This is a genomic window from Paenibacillus aestuarii (genome assembly GCF_027789125.1).
GTDB classification, from domain to species: Bacteria; Bacillota; Bacilli; order Paenibacillales; family NBRC-103111; genus Paenibacillus_E; species Paenibacillus_E aestuarii.
Genome location: NZ_JAQFVF010000002.1, coordinates 1 through 23,108, shown reverse-complemented (window position 1 = coordinate 23,108; position 23,108 = coordinate 1). Strand labels below are relative to the sequence as shown.

Annotated in this window: 29 protein-coding genes; 16 read left to right on the top strand and 13 right to left on the bottom strand. The window is 51.0% G+C overall.

Translation table 11 applies throughout. The features are described from left to right. Positions 1-28: 28 nt before the first annotated feature. Positions 29-253, bottom strand: a complete 225-nt coding sequence (locus tag O9139_RS00485) for a hypothetical protein (protein ID WP_270877482.1) — start codon at positions 251-253, stop codon at positions 29-31. Positions 254-426: 173 nt separating this feature from the next. Between O9139_RS00485 and O9139_RS00480 the strand changes: the two genes are divergently transcribed. Then, the gene (locus tag O9139_RS00480; protein ID WP_270877481.1) at positions 427-1,461 is read left to right on the top strand and encodes an RluA family pseudouridine synthase; all 1,035 of its coding nucleotides are present in this window, start codon (positions 427-429) and stop codon (positions 1,459-1,461) included. A 131-nt stretch (positions 1,462-1,592) separates the two neighbouring features. On the opposite strand, the gene O9139_RS00475 is transcribed toward O9139_RS00480, so the two are convergent. Together O9139_RS00475 and O9139_RS00470 are read right to left on the bottom strand one after the other, a co-directional pair. After that, positions 1,593-2,426 (bottom strand): 1,4-dihydroxy-6-naphthoate synthase, encoded by an 834-nt coding sequence (locus O9139_RS00475; protein ID WP_270877480.1) that lies wholly within the window; start codon positions 2,424-2,426, stop codon positions 1,593-1,595. Between the two features lie 2 nt (positions 2,427-2,428). Continuing rightward, entirely contained in the window at positions 2,429-3,067 is a 639-nt protein-coding gene (locus O9139_RS00470) for a futalosine hydrolase (RefSeq protein ID WP_270877479.1), read from the bottom strand. A 187-nt stretch (positions 3,068-3,254) separates the two neighbouring features. Between O9139_RS00470 and O9139_RS00465 the strand changes: the two genes are divergently transcribed. The 9 genes from O9139_RS00465 (at position 3,255) to O9139_RS00425 (ending at position 8,131) form a co-directional block, all read left to right on the top strand. Further along, the gene (locus O9139_RS00465; protein ID WP_270877478.1) at positions 3,255-3,857 is read left to right on the top strand and encodes a DUF2087 domain-containing protein; all 603 of its coding nucleotides are present in this window, start codon (positions 3,255-3,257) and stop codon (positions 3,855-3,857) included. A 166-nt stretch (positions 3,858-4,023) separates the two neighbouring features. Next, complete coding sequence (locus O9139_RS00460; protein WP_270877477.1) at positions 4,024-4,125, top strand: YjcZ family sporulation protein; 102 nt, start codon at positions 4,024-4,026, stop codon at positions 4,123-4,125. A gap of 159 nt (positions 4,126-4,284) precedes the next feature. Beyond that, positions 4,285-5,286, top strand: a complete 1,002-nt coding sequence (locus O9139_RS00455; RefSeq protein WP_270877476.1) for a glycosyltransferase family 2 protein — start codon at positions 4,285-4,287, stop codon at positions 5,284-5,286. Continuing rightward, complete coding sequence (locus tag O9139_RS00450) at positions 5,274-5,723, top strand: GtrA family protein (protein WP_270877475.1); 450 nt, start codon at positions 5,274-5,276, stop codon at positions 5,721-5,723. Before O9139_RS00455 ends, O9139_RS00450 begins: the two co-directional genes overlap by 13 nt. A gap of 55 nt (positions 5,724-5,778) precedes the next feature. Next, complete coding sequence (locus O9139_RS00445; protein WP_270877474.1) at positions 5,779-6,072, top strand: alpha/beta-type small acid-soluble spore protein; 294 nt, start codon at positions 5,779-5,781, stop codon at positions 6,070-6,072. A 133-nt stretch (positions 6,073-6,205) separates the two neighbouring features. Beyond that, positions 6,206-6,643, top strand: a complete 438-nt coding sequence (locus tag O9139_RS00440; protein WP_270877473.1) for an Hsp20/alpha crystallin family protein — start codon at positions 6,206-6,208, stop codon at positions 6,641-6,643. A 109-nt stretch (positions 6,644-6,752) separates the two neighbouring features. Then, on the top strand, positions 6,753-6,974 hold the full coding sequence (locus tag O9139_RS00435) for a hypothetical protein (RefSeq protein ID WP_270877472.1): 222 nt from the start codon (positions 6,753-6,755) through the stop codon (positions 6,972-6,974). Between the two features lie 6 nt (positions 6,975-6,980). Continuing rightward, positions 6,981-7,751, top strand: coding sequence for a hypothetical protein (locus tag O9139_RS00430; RefSeq protein ID WP_270877471.1), 771 nt, complete (start codon positions 6,981-6,983; stop codon positions 7,749-7,751). A gap of 2 nt (positions 7,752-7,753) precedes the next feature. Next, positions 7,754-8,131, top strand: coding sequence for a hypothetical protein (locus O9139_RS00425; protein ID WP_270877470.1), 378 nt, complete (start codon positions 7,754-7,756; stop codon positions 8,129-8,131). A gap of 175 nt (positions 8,132-8,306) precedes the next feature. Here O9139_RS00425 and O9139_RS00420 read toward each other — a convergent pair whose 3' ends face one another. The 3 genes from O9139_RS00420 to O9139_RS00410 all read right to left on the bottom strand — a co-directional run bounded on the left by O9139_RS00420 (position 8,307) and on the right by O9139_RS00410 (position 10,097). After that, positions 8,307-8,609 (bottom strand): hypothetical protein, encoded by a 303-nt coding sequence (locus tag O9139_RS00420; protein ID WP_270877469.1) that lies wholly within the window; start codon positions 8,607-8,609, stop codon positions 8,307-8,309. Between the two features lie 375 nt (positions 8,610-8,984). Further along, the gene (locus tag O9139_RS00415; protein WP_270877468.1) at positions 8,985-9,209 is read right to left on the bottom strand and encodes a DUF1128 domain-containing protein; all 225 of its coding nucleotides are present in this window, start codon (positions 9,207-9,209) and stop codon (positions 8,985-8,987) included. Between the two features lie 111 nt (positions 9,210-9,320). After that, entirely contained in the window at positions 9,321-10,097 is a 777-nt protein-coding gene (locus O9139_RS00410; protein ID WP_270877467.1) for a DUF975 family protein, read from the bottom strand. 225 nt (positions 10,098-10,322) lie between these two features. On the opposite strand from O9139_RS00410, the gene O9139_RS00405 reads away from it, so the two are divergent. Further along, entirely contained in the window at positions 10,323-11,093 is a 771-nt protein-coding gene (locus tag O9139_RS00405) for a TSUP family transporter (protein WP_270877466.1), read from the top strand. Positions 11,094-11,191: 98 nt separating this feature from the next. Beyond that, positions 11,192-13,348 carry a DNA topoisomerase III gene (locus O9139_RS00400; RefSeq protein WP_270877465.1) on the top strand — a complete coding sequence of 719 codons (2,157 nt, stop codon included), beginning with the start codon at positions 11,192-11,194 and terminating at the stop codon, positions 13,346-13,348. 104 nt (positions 13,349-13,452) lie between these two features. Here O9139_RS00400 and O9139_RS00395 read toward each other — a convergent pair whose 3' ends face one another. The 5 genes from O9139_RS00395 to yyaC form a co-directional block, all read right to left on the bottom strand. Continuing rightward, a complete protein-coding gene (locus tag O9139_RS00395) occupies positions 13,453-13,737 on the bottom strand; it encodes a hypothetical protein (RefSeq protein WP_270877464.1) in 285 nt (94 codons plus the stop codon). Positions 13,738-13,941: 204 nt separating this feature from the next. Continuing rightward, positions 13,942-14,577, bottom strand: coding sequence for an HAD hydrolase-like protein (locus tag O9139_RS00390; RefSeq protein WP_270877463.1), 636 nt, complete (start codon positions 14,575-14,577; stop codon positions 13,942-13,944). After that, the gene (locus O9139_RS00385) at positions 14,577-14,867 is read right to left on the bottom strand and encodes a hypothetical protein (RefSeq protein WP_270877462.1); all 291 of its coding nucleotides are present in this window, start codon (positions 14,865-14,867) and stop codon (positions 14,577-14,579) included. Before O9139_RS00385 ends, O9139_RS00390 begins: the two co-directional genes overlap by 1 nt. Positions 14,868-15,207: 340 nt before the next feature. Beyond that, on the bottom strand, positions 15,208-16,980 hold the full coding sequence (locus O9139_RS00380; RefSeq protein WP_270877461.1) for an ABC transporter ATP-binding protein: 1,773 nt from the start codon (positions 16,978-16,980) through the stop codon (positions 15,208-15,210). Positions 16,981-17,015: 35 nt separating this feature from the next. Then, entirely contained in the window at positions 17,016-17,561 is a 546-nt protein-coding gene (gene yyaC, locus O9139_RS00375) for a spore protease YyaC (RefSeq protein ID WP_270877460.1), read from the bottom strand. A gap of 101 nt (positions 17,562-17,662) precedes the next feature. Between yyaC and O9139_RS00370 the strand changes: the two genes are divergently transcribed. Further along, positions 17,663-18,832 (top strand): glycosyltransferase, encoded by a 1,170-nt coding sequence (locus tag O9139_RS00370; RefSeq protein WP_270877459.1) that lies wholly within the window; start codon positions 17,663-17,665, stop codon positions 18,830-18,832. A gap of 51 nt (positions 18,833-18,883) precedes the next feature. Then, the gene (locus tag O9139_RS00365) at positions 18,884-20,023 is read left to right on the top strand and encodes an acyltransferase family protein (protein WP_270877458.1); all 1,140 of its coding nucleotides are present in this window, start codon (positions 18,884-18,886) and stop codon (positions 20,021-20,023) included. 52 nt (positions 20,024-20,075) lie between these two features. On the opposite strand, the gene O9139_RS00360 is transcribed toward O9139_RS00365, so the two are convergent. Together O9139_RS00360 and O9139_RS00355 are read right to left on the bottom strand one after the other, a co-directional pair. Continuing rightward, on the bottom strand, positions 20,076-21,569 hold the full coding sequence (locus O9139_RS00360; protein WP_270877457.1) for a glycosyltransferase family 39 protein: 1,494 nt from the start codon (positions 21,567-21,569) through the stop codon (positions 20,076-20,078). A gap of 129 nt (positions 21,570-21,698) precedes the next feature. Continuing rightward, complete coding sequence (locus tag O9139_RS00355) at positions 21,699-22,364, bottom strand: hypothetical protein (protein ID WP_270877456.1); 666 nt, start codon at positions 22,362-22,364, stop codon at positions 21,699-21,701. Positions 22,365-22,479: 115 nt separating this feature from the next. On the opposite strand from O9139_RS00355, the gene O9139_RS00350 reads away from it, so the two are divergent. Both O9139_RS00350 and O9139_RS00345 read left to right on the top strand, forming a co-directional pair. After that, positions 22,480-22,725, top strand: a complete 246-nt coding sequence (locus tag O9139_RS00350) for a hypothetical protein (RefSeq protein ID WP_270877455.1) — start codon at positions 22,480-22,482, stop codon at positions 22,723-22,725. A gap of 164 nt (positions 22,726-22,889) precedes the next feature. Continuing rightward, positions 22,890-23,108: hypothetical protein (locus O9139_RS00345; protein WP_270877454.1), on the top strand; the 219-nt coding region annotated here is incomplete at its 3' end.

Here is a 23,108-nt window from a genome sequence, read left to right as displayed (position 1 = left end):
AATACAAAGGGAAGTCCTGCCCAGTGAGCTACAGGACCATATCGTCGTCAAGATGCGGAGCTTCGTAGGGAAGTTGTAAATATGAGGCTTCTTCAATCGCATTTTTCCACCGCTCGGCATGTGCATACAGCTGCTCCTCTACGGCTTGAATGCGCTGTTGCAGTTCGCTCGGATTGTCGGCACCGCCACTGTTCAGCGTTTTTTGCAGGGAGGATCGCTCCTCAAACCATTGAGTAAGTTGGTAAAGCAGCATCGTTCATCCACCTTTTCTCATAGAAGGGTAATATGTCTAGTATCCCCGCGACAAGAAGGCGGCATACGGGGCGTAGTACGGAAATGGACGACTACGTCAGTCACTGGCGTGATTTGCCTGGCGGAACGTGGTATATTGGATGAAACTTGATTAATGATGAGGCGATAGTACGCATGAATAAAAGAAAACAAGACCACAAAATACCCGGCAGAGCTCCGGCTAAACATCCGGCGGGCTCGGTTTCCCGCAGCCAGGCCCCAGGCAGACGGCCGGCCCAAGGCCGTGCCGCCAGCACCGACCGGAACGCGACCAAAGGCGCGCACAAGAACTTCACGGTTCAGGAGCCTGGCGAGCTGCTGCCGTTCTTGATTCAGTCGCTCACAGGCGAAGGGCGGAACTCGATTAAGTCGATGCTTGCACGTGGTCAGGTGTCGGTGAGCGGCCGTGCGGTGACAGCATACAACCATCCGCTGCAGCCTGGTCAAACCGTGACCGTCAGCAAAGAAAAGGTTATTGAGCAATTCCCTTTTGTCGGCGTGAGCATTATGTACGAAGACGAGCACGTGATTGTTATTCAAAAAGATTCCGGCTTGCTATCCGTCTCTACGAACGCGCAAGATCAGGAGCTGACCGCTTACCGTCAGTTGACGGCGCATGTTCGCAATCACGATCCGAAAAGCCGGATTTTCGTTCTGCATCGGTTGGACCGTGATACGTCGGGCGTAATGATGTTTGCCAAAAGCGAAGCTGTCCAGCAGCAGCTGCAAACAACGTGGCAAGAGAGCGTGAAGGAACGCAAGTACGTAGCACTTGTGGAAGGTACGGTGAAGCAGCCGGAGGGCAAGATTACTTCATGGCTCAAGGAAAACAAGGCGATGAAAATGTACTCCAGCCCTTACCCGAATGACGGACAATATGCGGAAACGCACTACAAAGTGCTGCAGTCCGACCGCCACTTCTCCCTTGTAGAGATTGAACTCGAGACCGGGCGCAAAAATCAAATCCGCGTTCATATGCAAGATATCGGACATCCCATCGTCGGAGATAAAAAATACGGCTCTATCACGAGGCCGATCGGCCGCCTTGGCCTGCACGCCCGCGTCTTGGCGTTCGAGCATCCCGTAACGGGGCGGATTATGCGTTTCGAGACCGACATCCCGAAACTGTTTGTTAAAGTATTCCAGCCAGGCTTTGAGCCTCGGCGGTAACATGTGAAAAGCTGCACAGCATGCGGAATTCGTTTGCTGTGCAGCTTTTTTGTGTTAGCTGTGGCTGGGCTTCTCCGCATGAGACTAAGCGCACGCGCAAAAAAAGAGAGGGGCCCCATGCCCCTCTCTTTTTATTTCAACAGCGCCGCATAATCCATCTGCGGCACAAGACCTTCCTCCGCTGCACGCTTGAGCAGCGTCGTGATGGCACCATAACCGCTCTCGCCCAGGTTCGCGGTGAACTCGTTCACGTACAGGTCGATATGCGCCTGCGCGACTTTCGGGTCCATCTCCTGTGCGTGCTCCATGACATAATCGCGCGAAGCTTCCGGATGCGCCCAGGCGTATTCGACAGAAGCGCGGATCCAGCCGGAGATCGCTTCCAAATCGAGCCCCCGGCGGGCGATGATCGCACCGAGTGGAATCGGCAGCCCGGTGTCGCTTTCCCACCAGTTGCCGAGATCGACCAACTGTGTCAGTCCGTACGAAGGGTACGTGAAGCGCGCTTCGTGGATAACCAGGCCGGCATCCATGTGCCCGTCGCGGACGGCTGGCATGATTTCGTGGAATGGCATCACCACGATCTCCCCTACACCGCCAGGGACATGCTGAGCCGCCCAGAGGCGGAACAGCAGATAAGCCGTCGAGCGGTCGCTCGGCACAGCGACGCGGCGTCCTGCCAGCGTTGCTGGGTCTGAGCCGCCGTTCTTCGTCAGCACGAGCGGGCCGCAACCCCGGCCTAACGCGCCGCCGCAAGGCAGCAGCGCGTAGTCTTTCAACACCCAAGGGAGTGCGGCATAAGAGATTTTGAGCACTTCCGGCCCATTGCCCTCAGCGGCCAAACGGTTCGTCACATCAATATCCGCATATAAAACTTCAAGCTCTGGCGCCCCGGGAATCAACCCGTGAGCCAAAGCGTGGAAAACAAACGTATCGTTCGGACATGGCGAGTACGCGATTTTCATGATTAAAGCACCTCCGTTAATACTGAACTTGCTGCTTGTAAAGCTTTCAAAGCGTCGCCGATCCGCCAGGCGTCGCGGTCTCGCGGGCCGACCGTGTTGGAGATCGTGCGGATCTCCAACACCGGCATCCCTCGCCGGTGCGCGGCCGCAGCCACGCCGAAGCCTTCCATGGCTTCGGCAGCGGCGCCCGGCACGCGGGCGGCAAGGGCAGCGGCCGTGGCCGCCGTGCCGGTCGCCGTCGCGACCGTGAGCACCGGCCCGGCTGCAGCCGCCAGCCCGGCCGCTTGCAGCCCGCCGGTCACGCGCGCAGCGAGCTCGGCAGCGACGGGCACGCGGGTCGTGCCGAAGCCGAGCTCGTCCAGGCTGCTGAAGCCGTCCAGCGTCTGCACGCCGAGGTCGGCGGCGACAATGTCGCTGGCGACAACGACAGAGCCGATGTCGGCCCGTCCCGGGAAGCCGCCGGCGATGCCGGCGCTGATGACAAGGTCGTAATCCGAAGCCGCCAGAATCGTCGCTGCACTGACCGCAGCCTCGACAAGCCCCACGCCGGCAAGCTCCACGGTAAAGCGGCTGTCATCGCCGAGACCGCGCAGGACAGCCTCCTTTTCGGCTGCTACGGCCGTTAAGATAAGGATGCGCATTGGTATGATTCCCCTTTGACAAAACAATTCGAATAGTATCTATTTTACATCACTCCACTTCAAATAGGAAACTTACGTGCGCATAGGCAATTCTTGACACGCTAAAGAAATTTAATTATCATCTAATTAGATATTATTTAAATTAGATGTTCTTTAAATCAGATAAGCCAGGAAGGTGCATCCCGCCATGCAATTAGACAAAGTTATCAGCTATCACAAAGCATTAGCCGATCCTACACGAATAAGATTGCTCATCCTGCTGGCGGAGGGCGAGCTGAACGGTCAGGTACTTGCAGAGAAGCTCTCCGTTACCCCTGCCACCATAACCCATCATGCGGCCAAACTGCGGGAAGCGAGCTTAATTAACGAACGTCGAGAAAAGAATACGATTTATTTTTCCTTGAACCGTCATTTCATCCAAAGCGGCGCTCAGGCGACGCTAAACCTAATTGAGAAAAATGGAGGTGCCGATCCGGTTATGGAGCCAACCGATAAACAGAAAAAATTGCAGGATTCCGTCCTCAGAAACTTCTTCACTGCCGAGGGCCAACTGAAACAAGTTCCGTCACAACTAAAGAAAAAACTCATCGTCCTCAGCCACATCGCCCAGCAGCTCGAAAAAGGACGCCAATACACGGAAAAAGAGCTGAATGTCTTTATTCAGCAGTTTCATCCGGATTTTGCCACAATGCGCCGCGAGTTCATCATGCATCAGTTCATGTTCCGCGAAAACGAAGTGTATGAACTCAATCCTGAGGCGATGTGGACCAAATGGGAAACGTTATCCTGACATTAAAAACCTGCATAGCCGGTTTATCTGGCTTTAGCAGGTTTTTGTCCCGTTTCCGGAGGAATATATGGACACGTTCCCTAATTTTTTTAAACAAACAGGGCTAACATCCATACTCCGGGTAGATGAATGACATATAGTAATCTTGTGAAGGGAGGGATTAACAATGAGTTGTGGAACAAACGTTGGTTACACTAGCACAGCTGTAGTCCTTGTTTTATATATCCTCTTGGTTATCGTACTGGCGACATTCGGTTTCGGTTGGTAATATGAATAAGCGGCTGGGACGACATGGGGTGTTCCAGCCGTTTGCTTCTTTTGACAAGTTGGACATGCAGCGTCTTAATATTGCTCAAACTTTAAGCTATAATCAGAAATGTAGTGTCTTTGCATGTTATTACCTTTTTAGGATGGAGACGAGACAAAAGTGGTAACTCCTGTATTGACCATTGTGGTCCCTTGTTATAACGAGGAAGAAGTATTACCCGAAACTGTATTCCAGCTAAGTGGCGTACTGGATGCCTTGATCCAAGATCAGCTTATCTCCAACGAAAGCACGTTGCTGCTGGTCGACGACGGCAGTAGAGACGCAACCTGGGAGCTGATTGAGCGCTTCCACACAACCAATACGTTCGTAACGGGCTTGAAACTGGCCAGAAATGCCGGCCATCAAAGCGCGCTGCTCGCCGGGCTCATGAAAGCCAAAGAACATGCGGATTGCGTCGTTTCCATTGATGCCGATTTGCAGGACGATGTGGATGCCATCCGTGAATTTGTCATGAAGTATCACGAAGGCTACGATATCGTGTACGGAGTCAGGCAAGACCGCTCCGCCGATACCTTCTTCAAGCGGGCTACTGCACAAGGCTTCTATAAGCTCATGACCAGAATGGGCGTTAACATTCATTATAATCATGCGGATTTCCGCTTAATGAGCCGCCGAACGCTCGAAAAGCTGGAGCACTTCCAGGAGGTCAACTTATTTCTGCGAGGAATGGTGCCTCTGCTCGGCTATCCTTCAACCAAAGTGTACTTTACCCGCAAGGAACGATTCGCCGGGGAATCCAAGTATCCGCTGCGCAAAATGCTTGCATTTGCCTTCGATGGGATTACCTCGTTCAGCGTCACCCCGATCCGTTTTGTCACAACCATGGGGTTCCTGCTGTTTGCGCTTAGTGTCGTTGCAGCCCTCTACGCCATTATCGGCAAAATCATGGGAGCCACTGTGACCGGATGGACTTCGCTGATCTTATCGGTTTGGTTCATCGGCGGTGTTCAGCTGCTAGCGCTCGGTTTGATCGGTGAATACATAGGCAAGATCTATAAGGAAGTCAAGCGCCGCCCGCTCTACATCATCGAGAAGGAGGTCACGGCGGAAAACCGCGAACTTGCTGTGCAGAAGCCGTCCAAAACGGCATGGTCCAAGTAAAGCGGCTGCTGACGGGCAGTTTTGCCCGCTTTTTGCTTGTAGGCGTATTTAATACGTTGGTAGGCTTATCTTCCATCTTTGTGCTGTTCAACCTGCTTCATTGGAATTACTGGCTATCCACATTCACCGGCAATACGATAGGCGCTATCGTCAGCTTTACACTGAACCGAACGTTTACGTTTCGTTCCGAAGTCAGCGTGCAGAACAGTTGGTGGAAGTTCATCGCAGTCATCCTGGTATGTTATGGAATTTCTTACAGCCTCAGCTGGCTCCTGACATCAACCGCCTCCTCGCTCTTCCCCGCTTGGCGTGCGAATTGGCTGCATAATGCCGCCATTTTGGTTGGCAGCGGCATCTATACGGTCGGCAATTATTTGGGGCACAAATATTTCACCTTCCGATCAAGGCCGCCCGGCAATCCCGCAACGATCAAATAATTTGGACATGGTACGGGTATCTTAAGCACATCCTTCCTTTAGAGGTGATGCCTAGGTGTCTCGCAGAAGACGAAACCGAGCAGTCGTCCCCGGTTCTGAACACGGTTTGAACCTGCTCAAAACGCAAGTGATGCAAAATCAAGGTTACAATGTAAATCCCGAACGGCCCGATCTGGTCAAATACGAAGTCGCCCGCACGTTAGGCGTACCGCTAACGCCTGGCTACAACGGTCAGCTGCGCTCGGAAGATGCCGGCCGTGTCGGCGGGCCGATTGGCGGGGCTATGGTACGCGAGCTCGTCCGCATGGCGCAGCAGCAGTTGACGGAGCAGCGGAATCCGCAGCGGTGACAACGGCTCCGGTCTCTGCTTATGGCAACGGAGTCGCACCTGGCACAAAGGTGCCATAATCTGCGCCTAGCGCTCATAAGCTAGTAGCAGCATATTTTTACGTGACTCCGAAGCAGAAGCCAGGTGATGCCCGTTGAATCCGAAATATTCGCCCAAGCCCGACTGGAAAGGTCTTCAAGCTCAGGTCGGAGATGTGCTGGGACCCGATTTCTGGCAGGATATCGCCAGCATCATCCCGCTGACCGGCCCTCGGGTGGATATGTATGAAACTCCGCAGGAACTTGTCATTGTGGCGGAGCTGCCCGGGTTGTCTTCGCCCGAACAGATTCAGCTGTCGTTTCGCGAACAATCCCTTCTGATCCGCGGCACACTCGTCCGCCCCTATCAGGTGCTTGACCAACAAATGCTGCTCGCCGAGCGGTTTTTCGGCGCCTTTGAACGGGCGATCCGCTTGCCGGGACGCGCTGTAAAGGAACAAATGCATGCCCGGTACCATAACGGCCTGCTTATTATTCGCATACCGCTTGCCCCCGAAGACGGGGAGAAAGTGGTTCCTATTCAATTCACGTAACGCTTACGCTGCATAGGCTAAGCGTTATTTGTTTAGCAAAAAGGAAATGAATCTTCTGTCGTCCCCATATACATAGGTATGACAGTCTCATGAGGATGGAGGGAACTTCATGGTACGCATTCACTTCAAGGCGATCCATATTGATGATTTGGCTAATTCATCCAGTGTAAATAAAGGTATGAATCGAATCATCGGCGTGCGGCATTCTGACAAAACCAATCAGGGGCTTGGCGAAGTTAAGGGGGAACATAATGCGGCCATAGGCGGCAGCCACCTTGTACAGGATGAAGATACGGTGGACTTCGAACAGCCTAAACGAAGAAAGAGTTGAGCGGCTATGGGACAATGGTTTCAAAAAACGAAAACACCCACTACGCCGCCCCAAAGCGCGCAGCCCCCAAAAACACAGCAGCCCATCCCGCAAGTGATGCCTGTCCCTCCGCATGCCGTTCAGCAGTTGGAGCAGCGAATCAAGAGATTGGAGGAGCTCCTGCTTCGCTTGACCGAAAAAACCCCGGAAATCCGTGTAGAAGCTCTTCATATACATCAACCTGTTTTAGAGAACCTAACTTTCCGGTTGGACCAGTTGGACATTAAAGAACTGAGCGGTTCGCTCAATTTGGGCAATAATTTTGGCGCTAAGCCGGATCACAAGGAAGAAACGACTGTTTGGAACAAAGCAACCGGGACCAAATCTGAGCCAAAAGCTGACTCCACAGCTGCACCGGCCAAAGCCCCGGTGAAAACGGACACGACAGCGGGCTCAACTGGGGGGGCTGGGGGCAAGGCTGCTAGCGCAAACGCCGGGGCCGGGGCGCCCACCTCCCCCGCGGGTGGCTCGCCCGGGGGTAAGATAGCCAGTGTCACTAGCCCTGGCCCGTCTGCCGGATCCGCAGGTGGTTCATCTGCAGCTTCCGGATTTTCTGTGGTATCTGCAAAGGAGCTTACAGCAGAAACAAGCAGCGCTGCCACTGATCCCGTGACTGGTTATTACGCCGGCCGTTCACCTAAGCGAGATCTCACAGCTCCCGCGTCCGAAGGCAGCACCGAGCGGACGGCGACCGGTTACCGCTACACCCCGCAGCCGAAATCAACAGGAGGTGCTTGAGCATGTCATCATCCTTCATGTCGCCAACCTTTATCATCGGTTCGATCCGCATCGGATCCGTGGAAAGCGCTTCGTGCATCAACATGGGCAATAACTGGCCGACAGATTTTGAAAGCAACCAGAAGACCGTCCAAGGATTCGGCTCCGTCGAAGGCGACCACAATCAACTGCTTGGCACCCGCTCCATGCTGAACGATTCTGATTTTCTCGATATGCTTAATGTCAGTGATGAAGATACGCCGGAGTGGATCCAGCAAATGATCGTCAATCAGGCTCAGCAGGCGGGCTTCACCTCTGTGGCCCAAAACATGCAAGCCGCCGAACAAGCCAAAAAGCAGCAGGAAGAAGCTGCTGCTGAGGCTTTTACAGACGCCCAATAAAAAATCCCCCCGTGTATAAGAGGCGTGAATCGCATCAAAAATCGTGTTCACCATATTGACCGTGCAGACAATCCCAATATTCTCACCGCTGCCAAGAAAACAAGAAAACGGCTGATCCGAAGCACAGCGCGTGCCCAGGACAGCCGTTTTTTCAAACTCGCGTATTTGAAATAAATTACCAGAAGCCAGGTCCACCCCAACCAAAGCCACCATAAGGATAGCCAAAGCCACCGCCCCAACCGCCAAAGCCACCAAATGCAAAAGGAGAAGTACCGATAGCCAGTAAATCAAAAAGGACCAATGGAACAATCGCTTTTGTTTGCACTTTTTTGCCTTTTGCCGAAGCAACAATCAAAGTGTTGCCGTTAATGCGAACAAGCTTGCCGGCAACACGAGTACCATCTTTCTTAACAGCGAAGATTTCTTTTCCGATCAATTTCCTTACATCTTCTTTACGAATTTTGGATGCCACGAACATCCACCTCCTCAAGGATCATAACTGAACTACTCTACAGTGTACGATTGCTCGGGAGGATTCGCCTGTATAGCTGTCCGAGTTTCTGCAAAAATGAGCGGATGTCTTGCCGTGGGCTTGTGCCGCAGCAGCTTAACGGGCAGTTCTGTTTATCGTAGCCCGGTTTTGCCGGGCTGCAGCATCTGCAAGCGGTCTCTACACGCAGCAATTTGGTGAATCCGAACTACAGCGCCTTCGCCCGACCTCTAGCCTGCTGCAGTCCGAATCAGCCCAACTAATCGCGGGCAGCACCGTAGATGATCGGCAATAAGCCCCCTATAATCATAAAAAAACAGCCCCTTCCTACGAAGAGGCTGCCCCATCCTTCACCAAAGCGATTTAAGCTTTGCGGATTTTGCCAAGCTCAGAGGTGATGGCGTCAATTTCGCTAATGCTGAAATTGTCTTTGCTCATCACCAGGTCATACAAATCTTTTAAATCTTCGTAGACGTCTTCCTTGACGCTCGATGCTTTAATGGAGCCGCCAGTCGCCATGCGCAGCTTCTTCTTAATTTCCTCGAACATATATTCTACATTTGTCTCTGACCATACGTTTAAATTCATTTCAGTCGTTCATCCTTCCCATCACTTCGCATACTCCCATTGTAATGGACAAAAGGACTTTGTACAAACCGTTCAGCAAAATAAATCATTTTGCTTCCTGCAGCGCCCACCCTAAACGGACTCCGCCATATTCAGCTCGCTCTCACTGGTCAATCCGTCGTACAACGCTTGTTGACGAAGTACCAAATAAAGCTCAGCCTTGGTCGAATAATAATAGGGCAGAACGAACAGCACGCCGATGAACAGGGCAATCACCCCAAGCAAATACCACCCGAGAAATGAGAGATCCAAAACGAACATCTTCCACTTGTGTCCGCGTGTCATCCGGTTGCTCAGCTCAACAGCTCGTTTCGTCCCAACATTCGGATTATCTCCCAGAATAAATGGCACCATCGAGTAGGCATACGACTTCACGATCCCTGGAATAATGAGCAGCAGCGTCCACAAGAAGTTGAGCAGCCAACGCCAGAACATCGCCTTCACAATCGCCCCATACTTCCCTTTCGAAAAAGCAAAACCTAAATAATTCATGTTAACATCGGACTGAGCCGCTTGCTTGTAGTACTGCGTAGCCCCTACTTCAAGAGGTGCGCCTAGAAAAACCCGGAATGCAAGCACGCTGAGCAGCGCGAGAATGCCAAACAAGATAGCTATCAGCAGAAAAATCAAAAAAGCGCCCGAAAAAGTATCCTCACCCCCATGGCCCATGCCAGGCAACGGCATTGACACTCCATTGTGGCTGCCGGTGTGTCCGCCGAAATTTCCATTGAACGACCCAGGCAAGCCTCCACTGACAAACGCCAGCAGCAAGCCAACCAAAAACGCTTTCCAATAAGAGGTTTTAAGCACTTGCTTGGCCCTATCTTTTAGTTCTTTGCGTGTCCACATGCAAATCCCCGCCCTTCTGCCATTTAATCATCTAAGTGTATGCAGGTTGTACCGAAAGATTTCACGCTAAAAAAACTTTAAAAGTCAGCCAAGCTGCGGCGCTTCACAGCTGCAAAAAGCGTGCTTATCCACCCGCTTCCAGCCCATCCGCTTCCGCATTTTTATCGTTGATAATTGACCACTTTTCAATTATGCTAACTATATCTTACAGCGGAGTGTGACACCATGGAGTACCCGAGTTTAGAAATGCTGTTCTTTTTAATCGGCGCTGGATTTTTGGCTGCATTTATTGATTCTGTCGTCGGCGGCGGCGGACTGATTTCCCTTCCTGCTTTGCTTTTTGCCGGACTCCCGCCCGTGTATGGCCTTGGAACGAACAAGCTGGGCGGCACGATGTCCTCACTGACGAGTACAAGCTCCTTCCTGATGTCCAAAAAGGGAAATATGAAGCTGGCTCTTTGCTTATTCCCGCTTTCCTTCATAGGCGCCATCTTAGGGACATATACCGTTAAGCAAATTCCTTCCGACTTCCTGAAGCCGCTTGTCGTAGGTATGCTGATCGTCGTTACGATCTACACCTTGTTCAAAAAAAATTGGGGCGTCACCTCTACATACAACGGATTGACGGCCAAAACCGTAACCCTGCTCGTCATCGGCGCGTTCGCCATCGGATTTTATGACGGATTTTTCGGTCCTGGCGCAGGATCGTTTCTCATTTTCTTATTTTTGATGGTCGGCTTTGACTTCGTCGGCGCTTCCGCCAATGCCAAAGTGCTGAACTTGGCGAGTAATGTTGCCAGTCTCGGAACCTTTTTCCTAATGAAATCTGTCAATTACTATTACGGACTGCCGATGGGGATCGCGATGATCTTCGGAGCGTTGGTCGGCTCCCAAGTGGCCATCCGCAAAGGCAGCACCTTTGTCAAGCCGCTGTTCGTGCTTGTCACGCTGCTTCTGGTTGGCAAGCAAGTATGGACGTTGGTTTTCCACGCTTAGTGTCGTACAAGCCTCCCCGTGATGGGGAGGTTTTTTGGTTTGTGCTATAATGAGTAAAGTTTGGCAAGCCAGCCTGTTCGAAAGAGGTAACCGTTACGATGAAAACACTTGTATTAACAGAAAAGCCAAGCGTCGCCAAAGAAATTGCCCGCGTCCTCGGCTGCACCCAAAAGCAAAAGCACCATTACGAAGGTCCTCGCTATGTCGTCACCTGGGCGCTTGGCCATCTGGTCACGCTCGCCGAGCCTGAAGATTATGATACCAAGTATAAAACATGGAACCTGGAGGATTTACCCATTATCCCCGAGCGAATGAAGCTGAAGGTCATCAAAGAGACCTCGCACCAATATCGTGCGATCGAACAGCTCAGCCGCCGCAATGACCTCGCCGAGATGGTCATTGCGACGGATGCCGGGCGCGAAGGCGAGCTCGTCGCGCGCTGGATCATGGAGCTGATCCGCTGGAATAAGCCGTTCAAACGGCTTTGGATTTCGTCCCAGACGGATCAGGCAATCCGCGAGGGCTTCGCACAGCTGAAGCCCGGCACGGACTATAACCGGCTGTATCAAGCAGCCGTGTGCCGTTCTGAGGCCGATTGGCTGATCGGCCTCAATGTGACGCGCGCGCTGACCAGCAAATTCGGCGCGTCCTTGTCCGCAGGCCGCGTGCAGACGCCGACGCTGGCCATGATGATGAATCGCGAGAAGGAGATTCGCAATTTCCGCTCCCTCGATTACTGGGTTATCGAGGCCGATTTTGGCGCGTTCCGCGCGACCTGGCGCGACCCGAAGACCGGCGATGCGCGCATCTTCGACCGCGAGCGCGCCGACGCGCTCAAGTCGAAGCTGCAGGGCCAGGGTGGCCGGATCGTGCAGGTACAGCAAAGCGAGAAGCACATTCCGCATCCGCTGGCCTACGATCTGACCGAGCTGCAGCGCGATGCCAACCGCAAGTTCGGCTTCTCCGCCAAGCAAACGTCCAATGTGCTGCAGCGCCTGTATGAGCAGTACAAGCTGGTCACGTACCCGCGTACCGATTCGCGCTACTTGACCTCCGACATGGCGGCTACGCTCCAGGAGCGGCTCAAGGGGGCCGCCATCGGTCCTTATGCGCCTTTGGTCGCCTCGTTCATCCGCAAGCCGCTTAACATAACCAAGCGCATCGTGGATGACAGCAAGGTGAGCGACCACCATGCGATTATACCGACGGGCGAAGCCATTGCACTCGCCACGCTGAGCGCCGACGAGCGCCGGCTGTACGATCTCATCGTGCGGCGGTTTATCGCTCTTTTTTACGGCCCGTGCCGCTATGATGAAACCAAGCTGACGATTGAGGTCGCCGGTGAAAAGCTTCACGCCTCAGGCCGTGTCATCAAACACGCCGGTTGGAAGGAAGTGTACGGCAGCTCCGACTTCACCGACCCGGACCGCGAAGACGCTGACGCCGAGGACGAAGGCTCACCGGCCCAGACGCTGCCGCAAGTGGCGCAGGGCGATGCCATAACGGTCAAAAGCAGCCGGCAAATCAACAGCCGCACGAAACCGCCGGCACGCTACAACGAGGCTACCCTGCTCTCCCAGATGGAGAAGCATAATTTGGGCACGCCGGCTACAAGGGCGGATATTATCGAGAAGCTCGTGTCCTCGGACACAATCGAGCGTCAAGACTCTCAGCTCATGCCGACAGGCAAAGGCGCGCAGCTGATCGAGCTTGCCTCGGAAGAGCTGCGCTCTCCGGAGCTTACCGCGCGCTGGGAGCTGGAGCTCGAACGCATTGCCCAGGGCAAAGGGAGCGTTGAGCAATTCCTCAGCGGTATTCGCGCCAAGGCGGCGGATCTCGTCAGCGAAGTAAAAACGAGCTCTGCTGCCTATAAACCGCATAATTTGACGGGCAGCAAATGTCCGGAATGCGGGGAGTTCCTGCAAGAAGTCAAAGGCAAGCGAGGCCGCTATCTCGTCTGTTCAAGCCGGGAATGCTCCTATAAGCGTGAAGCGGATGGCCAGCTTTCCAATCGCCGGTGCCCGCAGTGCCATAAGAAGATGGAAATTCACAATGGGAAATCCGGGAAGTATTTTCAGTGCCGGCCGTGCAATGTCGTGGAGAAGCTGGATCCGCAAGCATCCGGCGGCAGCGGTGGCCGGCGTGCGTCAGCGAAAGCTAACCGCCAGCTGATTGAGAAATTTTCCGATCAAACTCAGTTGGGGAACAGTCTGGCGGAGAAACTGATGGCCGCTCTGAAAGAGAAGAAAGACTGACTGCTCCATTCATAGATTCGCATAGACGAAAGGGCTGCCCTTGAAGTAGAATCATCTACTTGGGGGCAGCCCTAATTTTGTTCGTGTGGGAGTTGAGCCTCTGGCTAATGCGTCTTGCCTTTAATTGCGGTTTCAAGTTGCTCTACCGACTCGATGCCGAGGCTGATCAGCGCTTGCCCCGGCTCCATATAGAGGCCCGCAAGCAGATGCATGCTTGAATTCGGAACAAGCGATGATTTAAATTCATGAAACAGAACAGGATTATATGTTTTCATCACTGACATAAACTCAACGGTTGGAGGGATGAAGGTCCGGATCTCCGAAACCCGCCAAAAAAAATCTCTGACGTGGATAATGTCGAGCCCGGTGCGCTTCAAACCGCGAATCATGGCAAAAAACTCTTCAATTAGAACTTGTTTTGGATTCGGCAGTACAGTAGATATGGAAACCAACCCCTAAATATGTAAACTCAGATGATATATAAGTATAACATAAATAGTTCATAAGATCTATTTAAGTAGTTTTTAAGACCTATTCGCAGACTATCTCTTCTTCTTTTACAGCCTATATAAAACAAAATAACCCTGACAGGTTTACGTCAAGGCTAAAATGACTCGTAGCAGTTCATTCGGCGAATCCACCATGTAATCCGGCTTCCCTTTGCGGAGCAGCGTAGGCGCATCGTACCCCCAGGTTACGGAGATGATCGGGACGCCTAGCTTTTTGCATGCTTCAATATCCCGCAGCTCATCACCGACATAAATCACCTGTGTCGGCCCCGCTCCCCAAGCTTTCATCACCTTGCGGATGGAATGATGCTTCCCGAACACATGCTTTGCGGAGATAACCTCCTTAAAGACGCTGTCCATCTTGTTATGTTTAAGAAAAGCGCGGATATTGCTTGCCGAATTCGATGATAAAATGGAGCACGTAAGTCGCTGCGCCGACAACCGGGCGACGACCTCCTTCATTCCCGGCACGATTTGCAATGTCCGAATATTTTCCTGGTACTTCAAGCGTCCGGCCATAGCCAGCTTAGGAATTTGTACGGCGGGCACACCAAGCCGCTCCACGCGTTCAGCAATTGAGAGCGACCTTAGCATCCCCAGATCCTGCTCGCGAATCAGGCGAAACTGGTACTGAAGCGCCATTTCATTGTAGAGCTTCACGAGCAGCGCACGCGAATCCACCAACGTCCCGTCAAAATCAAAGAGAATGTATTTGGCCATTAGGACGAGTATAAGTACAAGGCTGGGCCTTCAGGCGGCACTTGTTTAATTTGATTATGAGCAAATTCCTCCAGCGGATCGAGGGCGTAATGGGGGTTATTCACTTCTCGCAGATCTTCCCATACACAGGTTACACCATGCTCGTAGCCCTTAGCATCGCCTGCAAACATTTTGCAGCTACTGCAGAATTGCGATTTCTGGTGCGCATCGAGCTTTACGATTTTGTTACGGAGACAGCAGTAAATTTCATGAGCCGCATTACATACATTGATATGTGTGATTAGAGCCATCCTCCATCAACTCCTTGCTGCGCATATTTTGTGTGTAATAGTAATTGTATCGGCGTACTATTAAGTGTATGACAGATTTTTATAAACGGAATATCATTTTTCATGACAAGCTGCCTATATTTGTTACGATGGGAGCACTAGCACCTATTCTCACGGCGATCCGCCATACGAGCACCGTCCGGACGGCTCTCCCGCAGCGGAAGAGGAGCTTTCTTGATCCGGCTCGAATACTCCACCTGCACGAAAAAGCGAATAGCGGAAGTACCCTTCTGCTATTGGCTGCATAAAAGCCTAAAAGGAGGTAAACACCCTCAGGTTGCTTACCTCCTTTTGCATGCGCTCACGCCTCCGCTTCCACCGCTTTCGCAAACTGCGTGCGGTACAGCCGCGCGTACAGCCCGTCCAGCTCAAGCAGCTCGCTGTGCGTGCCCCGCTCCACGACGCTGCCCGCTTCGATCACTAGAATGTGATCGGCAGCCAGCACCGTGGAGAGCCGGTGCGCGATTACGAGCGTCGTGCGCCCCTGCATCAGCTCCTCGAGCGCAGCCTGCACATAGGACTCGGACTCCGAGTCCAAATGCGAGGTCGCCTCATCGAGGATGAGGATGCGGGGGCGCTTGAGGATCGCGCGCGCGATCGCGATCCGTTGGCGCTCGCCGCCGGAGAGCCGGTGGCCGCGCTCGCCCACCATCGTGTCGTACCCTTCGGGCAGCGACACGATGAAATCATGGATGTAGGCCTGGCGGCAAGCAGCCTCCATCTCCTCCTGCGTCGCATCCGCCTTCGCGAAGCGCAAATTGTCAGCGATCGTCGCGTGGAACAAGAACGACTCCTGCGTCACATACGCGATCCGGCTGCGCAGCAAGGCAAGCTGAACGGCCTTGACGTCCACGCCGTCGACCTCGACGACGCCTGCCGTCGGGTCGTACAGCCGCGCGATCATGCCGATCAGCGTCGATTTCCCCGCGCCGCTCGGCCCGACGAGCGCGACCATCTCTCCAGGCTGCGCCTCGAATGTGACGTCGCGCAGCGCGTACTGCCCTGGCTTATAAGCAAACGACACCTGCTTATAAGCCACACGACCCGCGACTTGCGGCAGCGGTCGCGCGTCAGGGGCATCCAGGACATCGGGCACCATGTCTTGGTATTCAAAAATGCGCTGGAAAACGCCCAGCGCCGTACCCACCTCCACCTGCAGGTTCAGCAGCGTGCCCACAGGCATATACAGGCGGCCCAGATAAGCGGCAAAAGCGACGATGGCCCCAAGGGTCATACTGCCGCTGATGACCGAGTACCCGCCGTACAAATAAATGATCGCTGTGCCTAACGGCCCCAGCGTACTTGTGGCCATGCCGAACCAGCGGCCGACCAGATTGAGCCGCAGCTCCAGGTCCATCACTTTCTGGTTCATGGCCCTGAACTCCTCTTCCTGCTGGCGCTCCCTTCCGAATATCCGCGTCAGCAGCGCGCCGGAGATGCCAAAGCTTTCTCCCAGCTGCGCAGCGATGTCCGAGCGTACCTTCTGCGTCTGGATGCGCAGTTCCTTACGCATTTTGGATACCTTTTTCACCGGCAGCACAAAAAGCGGCAAAATCAGCATGGAAATAATAGCCAATTTCCAATCGAGCGCAAACAAAATCACCGTCGTCGTCACGACGATGACGATCTGTGTGATGGACGACACGACTAGCGATGTGACGACATTTTGTACCGCCTGCACGTCCCCCGTAATCCGCTGGACGATTTCGCCCGAGCGCGCATCAGTGAAGAATGCCATCGACTGCCGCTGCAAATTATGGTACAACGACTGCCCCAAATCCCGAATGACCCCCTGGGTCACTTTGGTGTTCAGGTGATTCTGCCAGACGCCGAGCACGCCGCTCAGCAAGGGCAGCAGAATCATCAGCATCGCCATTCCGGCTAGCAGCTGCATATGGCCCTGCGGGATCGCCTTGTCGATGATCTCTTTCATCACTAGAGGCGGTATAAGCCCGACTACGGCCGCAAACAGCGCTAGACTAATTATCCCAGCCAATTGCCCCCAATAACCCCGAAAAAGCCCAAAAATGCGGCGTACCGAGACATCCTTCAGCTTTGCTTTCGGGCGGTTCATCCGGTCCGATAATCCCCCCATGCCACCGCCAGGTCTCATAAGACCCGCCAAATCGGAAAGGCGCGGAAGATCGCCTGCGCCACTTCCTCCGTCATTTTTAACACGTTATGTAAGGATGTCGTTTGCAAAATGGCGTATTGTTTCGGCCCGTCCGCGTTCACAATAGCTGCTATCGTGTAATCGCCGACCTGCGGCAGCACCTTGCCGACCGACTTCCCTGGCGCGAGCGGCTGGTTCGACACTTGATACAGGCCGACGGACTGCTTCTGCCCCAGACATGCGTCAATCGCTATGACCGTACGCCCTGCCGGAATCTCCTGCAAACGTTCCGCCAGATTGCTGGCATCACATGGACTCTCCAGCGTCCCAATAACGAAGGGATATCCCGCTTCCTTCAGCCTGCTGCCGACGAGCGGTCCAAGGGCGTCCCCTGTGGATCGATCCGTTCCTATACATACAAAGGCAACCGTATCCGGCTTCAGCATGCCTGCTATGGCAATCTCCAAAAGAAAGAAACCCAATTGAGTTCCATCCATATTTTTCCAAAATTGTTCTTGCTCGTGGACACGTTCTTCTTTCATCGCTGCTCCCCCTCGATTGTGCTCCATTGAGCTCCATTGCCCGTTGCTCGGCATGAATGATATAATGCGTTCAACTCTATTTTTCCATATGGAGGTGCGCCATGTCCACCCTCGGCATTCTTGCTGTCCTTGCCCTCCTCTATTGGCTCTTGGTGACCCTGGATTCGATTCGCGGCCTGCGTCTGCTGCATGCACTGCCCCGAGCGGTTAAGCTGCCGGACAAGCCTCCACTCGTATCCGTCATTATCGCCGCGAAGGAAGAGGAAAGCACGATCCTTGACACGGTTCAGCATCTGCTGACACAGCATTATCCCCGCCTGGAAATCATCGCCGTGAATGACCGCTCGCAGGATGCGACAGGCACGCGTCTGGAAGAACTGCGCAGATGGTCCGAGCGCAAGGAGGGCATCGGCATTCCGCTGCGAATCGTCCATATCACGAATCTGCCGGACGGATGGCTGGGCAAAAATCATGCCCTGTATCAGGGCTATTTGCAGGCTAGAGGCCAATATTTGCTTTTTACGGACGCCGATATTATATTCTCGCCGGGAACAATCGCTGATGCCGTCGCTTATATGCAGGAGCATGAAGTCCAACATCTGACGCTCACACCGAATATGATCGCCCATGGTGCGCTGCTGCGAGGCTTTGTGCATTTCTTTCTCTTCGCCTTCTCCCTGTTTGTCCGGCCATGGCGCGCGAACGATGAGCGCTCTCGCCGCCAAGGCATCGGGATCGGCGCTTTTAATATGGTCAACCGCAGCGCGTATGAAGCGATCGGCACGCATAAGGCGATTGCCCTGCGCCCTGACGATGATTTACAGCTGGGTATCGCCTTGAAGCGGGCAGGCTTTAAACAGAAAGTCCTATCCGGCAAACATACACTGCAAGTCGAATGGTACCGTTCATTGCATGAGGCGATCCGCGGGCTGGAGAAGAATCTGTTCTCTGGGTTCCGCTACAGTTATTTGTTCGCTTTGGCCGCTTGCCTGGGCCAGCTGCTGTTCTTTATTTTACCGTGGCTGGGCTTACTGCTCCTCTGGGACTGGCGGGGCGCCGCATTCAGCGTCTGCGTCATGCTGCAGATTTGGCTGTACCGCCAAATGGTCGCACGCATGATCGGCAAGCAGGCCAGCGAGGCCTACCAGCTTCCGGTCAGCGCTGCGCTGCTGTTGTACACGATGTGCCGTTCCGTCTGGCTGACGTGGCGGCAGGGCGGCATCTATTGGCGTGGAACATTCTATGCCCTGCGCGAGCTGAAGCGGAAATAAAGGAAATTAATGATTAATTAGCACAGTTAAGAAAGGGATTGGAACGGTTCAATGAATCAACGTTATAAAGAGTTAGATTCACTTCGAGGATTTGCTTCAATTTTCGTAGTTCTTCACCACTTTATCTTAGCAGTTCCATTGCTTATCTTCGTACAGCGTTATCAATTTTCACCCATTCATCTTTTCTGGGCCGGACACGAATCCGTGATATTTTTCTTTATATTAAGTGGTTTTGTATTATCGCTTCCTTTCTTCACCTCTAACAAAATTTCATACTGTAAGTTTCTATTGAAACGTTTTCTTCGGATATATCCTCCCTACATTTTTGCAGTAGGCTTAGCACTTGTGCTAAAGCATTATTTTTCCCGTGGGGGGATTGCTGAATTAACACCATGGTTTAATAAAATATGGGCCACCCACATTGATATGAAATTGTTTATACATCATATCGTGCTTGTTGGTGACTTTAAGACTTATGTATTAGATCCTGTAATATGGTCACTTATACATGAGATGAGGATATCCATAATATTTCCATTTATTATGTTCCTTGTTATTCGCTTAAATTGGAAAGTAAACGTAAGCATATCTGCAATTTTATCTTTAGTCAGCTATTTGTGCCATAAGCACTTTGAAACGTATATACCAAGCTACAGCGTCTATTACACAGATACACTTCATTATTTGTCCATGTTTATTTTGGGATCATCGCTAGCAAAACACAGAAATAGTATAATAAACAGATATAACCAATTGCCAAAAGAAGTCATGTTTATTTTCATACTAGCCGGTATTCTTTTGTATACTTATTCTCACTGGTTCTTGGCTGAACATTGGAAATTACACCCTTATGTTCTTGACGATTGGGTTATCTCCATAGGAGCTTCAATATTGTTAATTGCAGCATTAACATCTAAAGGTTTTTCCAAAATACTTTTACTCAAGCCATTTGTATTTATGGGTAAAATATCTTATAGTCTTTATCTTTACCATTGTCTAGCCTTGTTCGCAGTACTAAATTTTTTTTACAACAGGTTATCATTAGCTGAAATTTTACTAATCTCAGCAATTGTTGCAATAACATTATCGATTATTATGCATTATCTTATTGAAGTTCCTTCTATTTATCTGAGTAAAAGAATATCAAAACATTCCAACCAATTATCAAAGCCATCTCAAATAAGTGCTTAACACAATTAAAGAAAGAGCCGCGTAATGCGACTCTTTCTTTTTCATAGCATTGCTACTTTTCCATATTTCTTTTTAGCAAATATTTTTTCTGCTCAAAAAGAGAACTTACCCCATGATAAGCAAAAAGCAGAATAAAAGGCCATATGATAAAAATATATCTAGATTTTATTTCCCAAATTAAATAAAAGCCCATAACCCCTGCAAGCACTAATAAAATAATTGTAATATCATTATTCTTTTTCTTGTACGTATCAACGATACCTAATAAAGTAAAACCTAACAAAATCGTATTATAACCATGCATAATTAAATTAATGAATTCTCGAATAAAAGTATTAGAATAAATTAATTTAGTGAAAGAAGTTTCATATTGTAATGTGTTATTAAAGCCAAAACCATAACGCTCCATCTGGTATGATCCTTCTGTCCATGTCCACAAGTATTTCTTCATAATTATTTTCACAATACCCCAAAAGCCATTTTCGTTAAACCTTTGATAGATCCCAGCCGTATAAATTCCAGAAGCTTTTACTGGATCAGACCCAGATTCATAAAATATATTAAACGTCTTACCATCCTGAAAACCAAAAGATGTTGGGTTTAAGACCATAAATAGCCAAGCGGTAATCGGCATTGCAAATAAGCCATATGTTTGGGGTAAGATTCCCAAATTCATCAAAATTAAATTAATAAGTGGTCGTGTACCAAAAAAGATGATGAGTCCTGCAATAATTGGAGCATAGGTTAAAAGGCGATTAATTTGATTTCTTCCCGAAATTACAATGATCAAAATATATGCGATCATAAAAACAATTCCAATTTGACGAAACAGATCACCTATTGTTAGCAGACTAAATGCATAAATGATCAGTAACACCTGATTTCTTTTTAAGCCCTTAATTAATAACACTAACGAAAGACAAAAAAATGCAGTCGATATCGTATCATTGTAAATATGATTCGCATAAAAAATGCTTGGGGGAAAAAGCGATAACAAAATAAGAAATCCCCCTAAAAATTTCTCCCCGAAAAACTCTCTATAAATTACCCCAGCACAAGCTACGATTATCAAAGAGGAGATTATATTCACGATTTTGGCTACCAGAATTGATTTAGGTAAAAAAGAATATAGGATTGTTAAAAAGAGTGTGTAATAAACATTGTTGGGGAAAGTGGCTAAATACCCCCCTCTATCAAAAGCAGTGTTATTGCTGATTCCATTAAAACCACCTATTGCAATTTGATAAACTTCTTTCATGTCTGAAAAGGGCTCTAAAGGGTACTGGAGAACAAATAATAACTGTGTGGTTATGATTAATATTACGGAAATAACAAGAGCCCAATGATATTTAATTTTTCTAAAAATCAATACACCTAACATAAATAGGCACAAACAAATTAATAATACCCCGTAATCCATTACAGAATTGCTCTTAAACGCTGCTTTATCTGGAATATAGTAAGAATGCATAAATAAAGCAAAAACAAACGCAATTCCTAATGCCCCTATTACGAATAGCTTCATGAATTTGCCGAAATTCGCCATACCGTTTTTTAACCCCCAATGAAGTCTACGAAAGTTTTATTTTGTTCCTGTAAAAACCACCACTCAAAGAGTGGTGGTTTAAGTCGCCCTGTCCAAGAACAAAGTACACAATTAATAACCCTGCATAACCTAATGCACGCGATTCATCCGTACAATTCGATAAAACAGCTGGTCGCTGACCGTCTGCTCCACTTCCAAATACCCTTCCACGTGCACATAATCACCCGTCATGTACGTCGTGGCATCCGCTGACTGCGCGTGGGTCAGGAACAGCAGCGTGGCATGTTGATTACCGACGACAAAGCCGACTTGCTCCTTCACCTGAAACTTATCGATGACAACCCCGTGGTGCGAACGCGCAATATGGTGAAACCGCCATGCTCCCTCTTCCTTCATGAGAAAATAAAGCACGCGATTGCGGTGCTGATTGCTAAACTCACGTGTCACCCCAATCATGCTGACCGTATCGCTTAGTTGCAGATACTCATCGATCTCATACGATTTCAAACGCAGCCGCAGCACGTTCTTGCTGTGAATATAAGAAGCCATCTCATCTATGCTGCGCCGATCCTTAGGGTCCTGTTTGGTGGCGTAGAACACTTCTTTAATAAATGTATCGGTTTGCAAGCTGCGCGCGCCCTGAAAATGGTTATACGTCTTGAAAAACTTCCGAATGGCCTCCAGAATCTCACTTGGGATTGTGGACGCTATTTCCTTTGCGTAACGTCGCGCGCCGACGGAAGCGTCGGATTGCTTTCTCTTATGAAACCATTGTTTCCAGACACTCAATTGCATGGAAGCTCGTCACCCGCTTTCTCCATCCCAAACATTCCTTCATTATAGGTCAAAAACAGGCGAAAATCGATAATAATTCGATAAATTCCGATATTTTCTCGCAACAAAAGCTTTCATGACCCTCGATCGGGTCACAGGCTATGATGCATTAGCCATCGGCAATACGTCGGCAATTCCGAACTACAGCAGCTTTTGGCGGGAGGCGGGTCCACTGCATCCGCTGCATGGTGCCGTCGGGCGATGCGCTAATTGGTATTTGTCCAATTGCAGCGAGGAGGTCGGCGGCGGGGGCACCTGTAGTCCGGGAAAGCCCAATTGGAGAGCTATAGTTTGCACCACGTGGCCAGAAACGCCGCTGTAAGTGGGCAAATCCGGACTACAGCTGCTTCGGCGGGAGGCGGGTCCACTGCATCCGCTGCATGGTGCCGTCGGGCGATGCGCTAATTGGTATTTGCCCAATTGCAGCGAGGAGGTCGGCGGAGGAGGCACCTGTAGTCCGGGAAAGCCCAATTAGAGAGCCGTATTTTGCGCCCCGCAGCCAGAAATGCCGCTGTAAGTGGGCAAAACCGGACTACAGCCGCGCATAAGGGTGACGTGCGTGCTGCAAGTGGGCAAATCCGAACTACAGCAGCTTTCGGCGGGAGATGGATCCACTGCATCCGCTGCATGGTGCCGTCGGGCGATGCGCTAATTGGTATTTGCCCAATTGCAGCGAGGAGGGCGGCGGCGGAGGGACCTGTAGTC

Coding starts and splice junctions, on each gene's coding strand:
- O9139_RS00470 (WP_270877479.1), bottom strand. CDS start 3,067: ATGCGCATCCTTATCTTAACGGCCGTAGCAGCCGAAAAGGAGGCTGTC.
- O9139_RS00450 (WP_270877475.1), top strand. CDS start 5,274: ATGGTCCAAGTAAAGCGGCTGCTGACGGGCAGTTTTGCCCGCTTTTTG.
- O9139_RS00460 (WP_270877477.1), top strand. CDS start 4,024: ATGAGTTGTGGAACAAACGTTGGTTACACTAGCACAGCTGTAGTCCTT.
- O9139_RS00365 (WP_270877458.1), top strand. CDS start 18,884: ATGAATCAACGTTATAAAGAGTTAGATTCACTTCGAGGATTTGCTTCA.
- O9139_RS00380 (WP_270877461.1), bottom strand. CDS start 16,980: ATGAACCGCCCGAAAGCAAAGCTGAAGGATGTCTCGGTACGCCGCATT.
- O9139_RS00420 (WP_270877469.1), bottom strand. CDS start 8,609: ATGTTCGTGGCATCCAAAATTCGTAAAGAAGATGTAAGGAAATTGATC.
- O9139_RS00430 (WP_270877471.1), top strand. CDS start 6,981: ATGGGACAATGGTTTCAAAAAACGAAAACACCCACTACGCCGCCCCAA.
- O9139_RS00405 (WP_270877466.1), top strand. CDS start 10,323: ATGGAGTACCCGAGTTTAGAAATGCTGTTCTTTTTAATCGGCGCTGGA.
- O9139_RS00390 (WP_270877463.1), bottom strand. CDS start 14,577: ATGGCCAAATACATTCTCTTTGATTTTGACGGGACGTTGGTGGATTCG.
- O9139_RS00435 (WP_270877472.1), top strand. CDS start 6,753: ATGGTACGCATTCACTTCAAGGCGATCCATATTGATGATTTGGCTAAT.
- O9139_RS00385 (WP_270877462.1), bottom strand. CDS start 14,867: ATGGCTCTAATCACACATATCAATGTATGTAATGCGGCTCATGAAATT.
- O9139_RS00350 (WP_270877455.1), top strand. CDS start 22,480: ATGACCCTCGATCGGGTCACAGGCTATGATGCATTAGCCATCGGCAAT.
- O9139_RS00480 (WP_270877481.1), top strand. CDS start 427: ATGAATAAAAGAAAACAAGACCACAAAATACCCGGCAGAGCTCCGGCT.
- yyaC (WP_270877460.1), bottom strand. CDS start 17,561: ATGAAAGAAGAACGTGTCCACGAGCAAGAACAATTTTGGAAAAATATG.
- O9139_RS00415 (WP_270877468.1), bottom strand. CDS start 9,209: ATGAATTTAAACGTATGGTCAGAGACAAATGTAGAATATATGTTCGAG.
- O9139_RS00485 (WP_270877482.1), bottom strand. CDS start 253: ATGCTGCTTTACCAACTTACTCAATGGTTTGAGGAGCGATCCTCCCTG.
- O9139_RS00360 (WP_270877457.1), bottom strand. CDS start 21,569: ATGGCGAATTTCGGCAAATTCATGAAGCTATTCGTAATAGGGGCATTA.
- O9139_RS00410 (WP_270877467.1), bottom strand. CDS start 10,097: ATGTGGACACGCAAAGAACTAAAAGATAGGGCCAAGCAAGTGCTTAAA.
- O9139_RS00475 (WP_270877480.1), bottom strand. CDS start 2,426: ATGAAAATCGCGTACTCGCCATGTCCGAACGATACGTTTGTTTTCCAC.
- O9139_RS00400 (WP_270877465.1), top strand. CDS start 11,192: ATGAAAACACTTGTATTAACAGAAAAGCCAAGCGTCGCCAAAGAAATT.
- O9139_RS00465 (WP_270877478.1), top strand. CDS start 3,255: ATGCAATTAGACAAAGTTATCAGCTATCACAAAGCATTAGCCGATCCT.
- O9139_RS00425 (WP_270877470.1), top strand. CDS start 7,754: ATGTCATCATCCTTCATGTCGCCAACCTTTATCATCGGTTCGATCCGC.
- O9139_RS00355 (WP_270877456.1), bottom strand. CDS start 22,364: ATGCAATTGAGTGTCTGGAAACAATGGTTTCATAAGAGAAAGCAATCC.
- O9139_RS00370 (WP_270877459.1), top strand. CDS start 17,663: ATGTCCACCCTCGGCATTCTTGCTGTCCTTGCCCTCCTCTATTGGCTC.
- O9139_RS00395 (WP_270877464.1), bottom strand. CDS start 13,737: ATGATTCGCGGTTTGAAGCGCACCGGGCTCGACATTATCCACGTCAGA.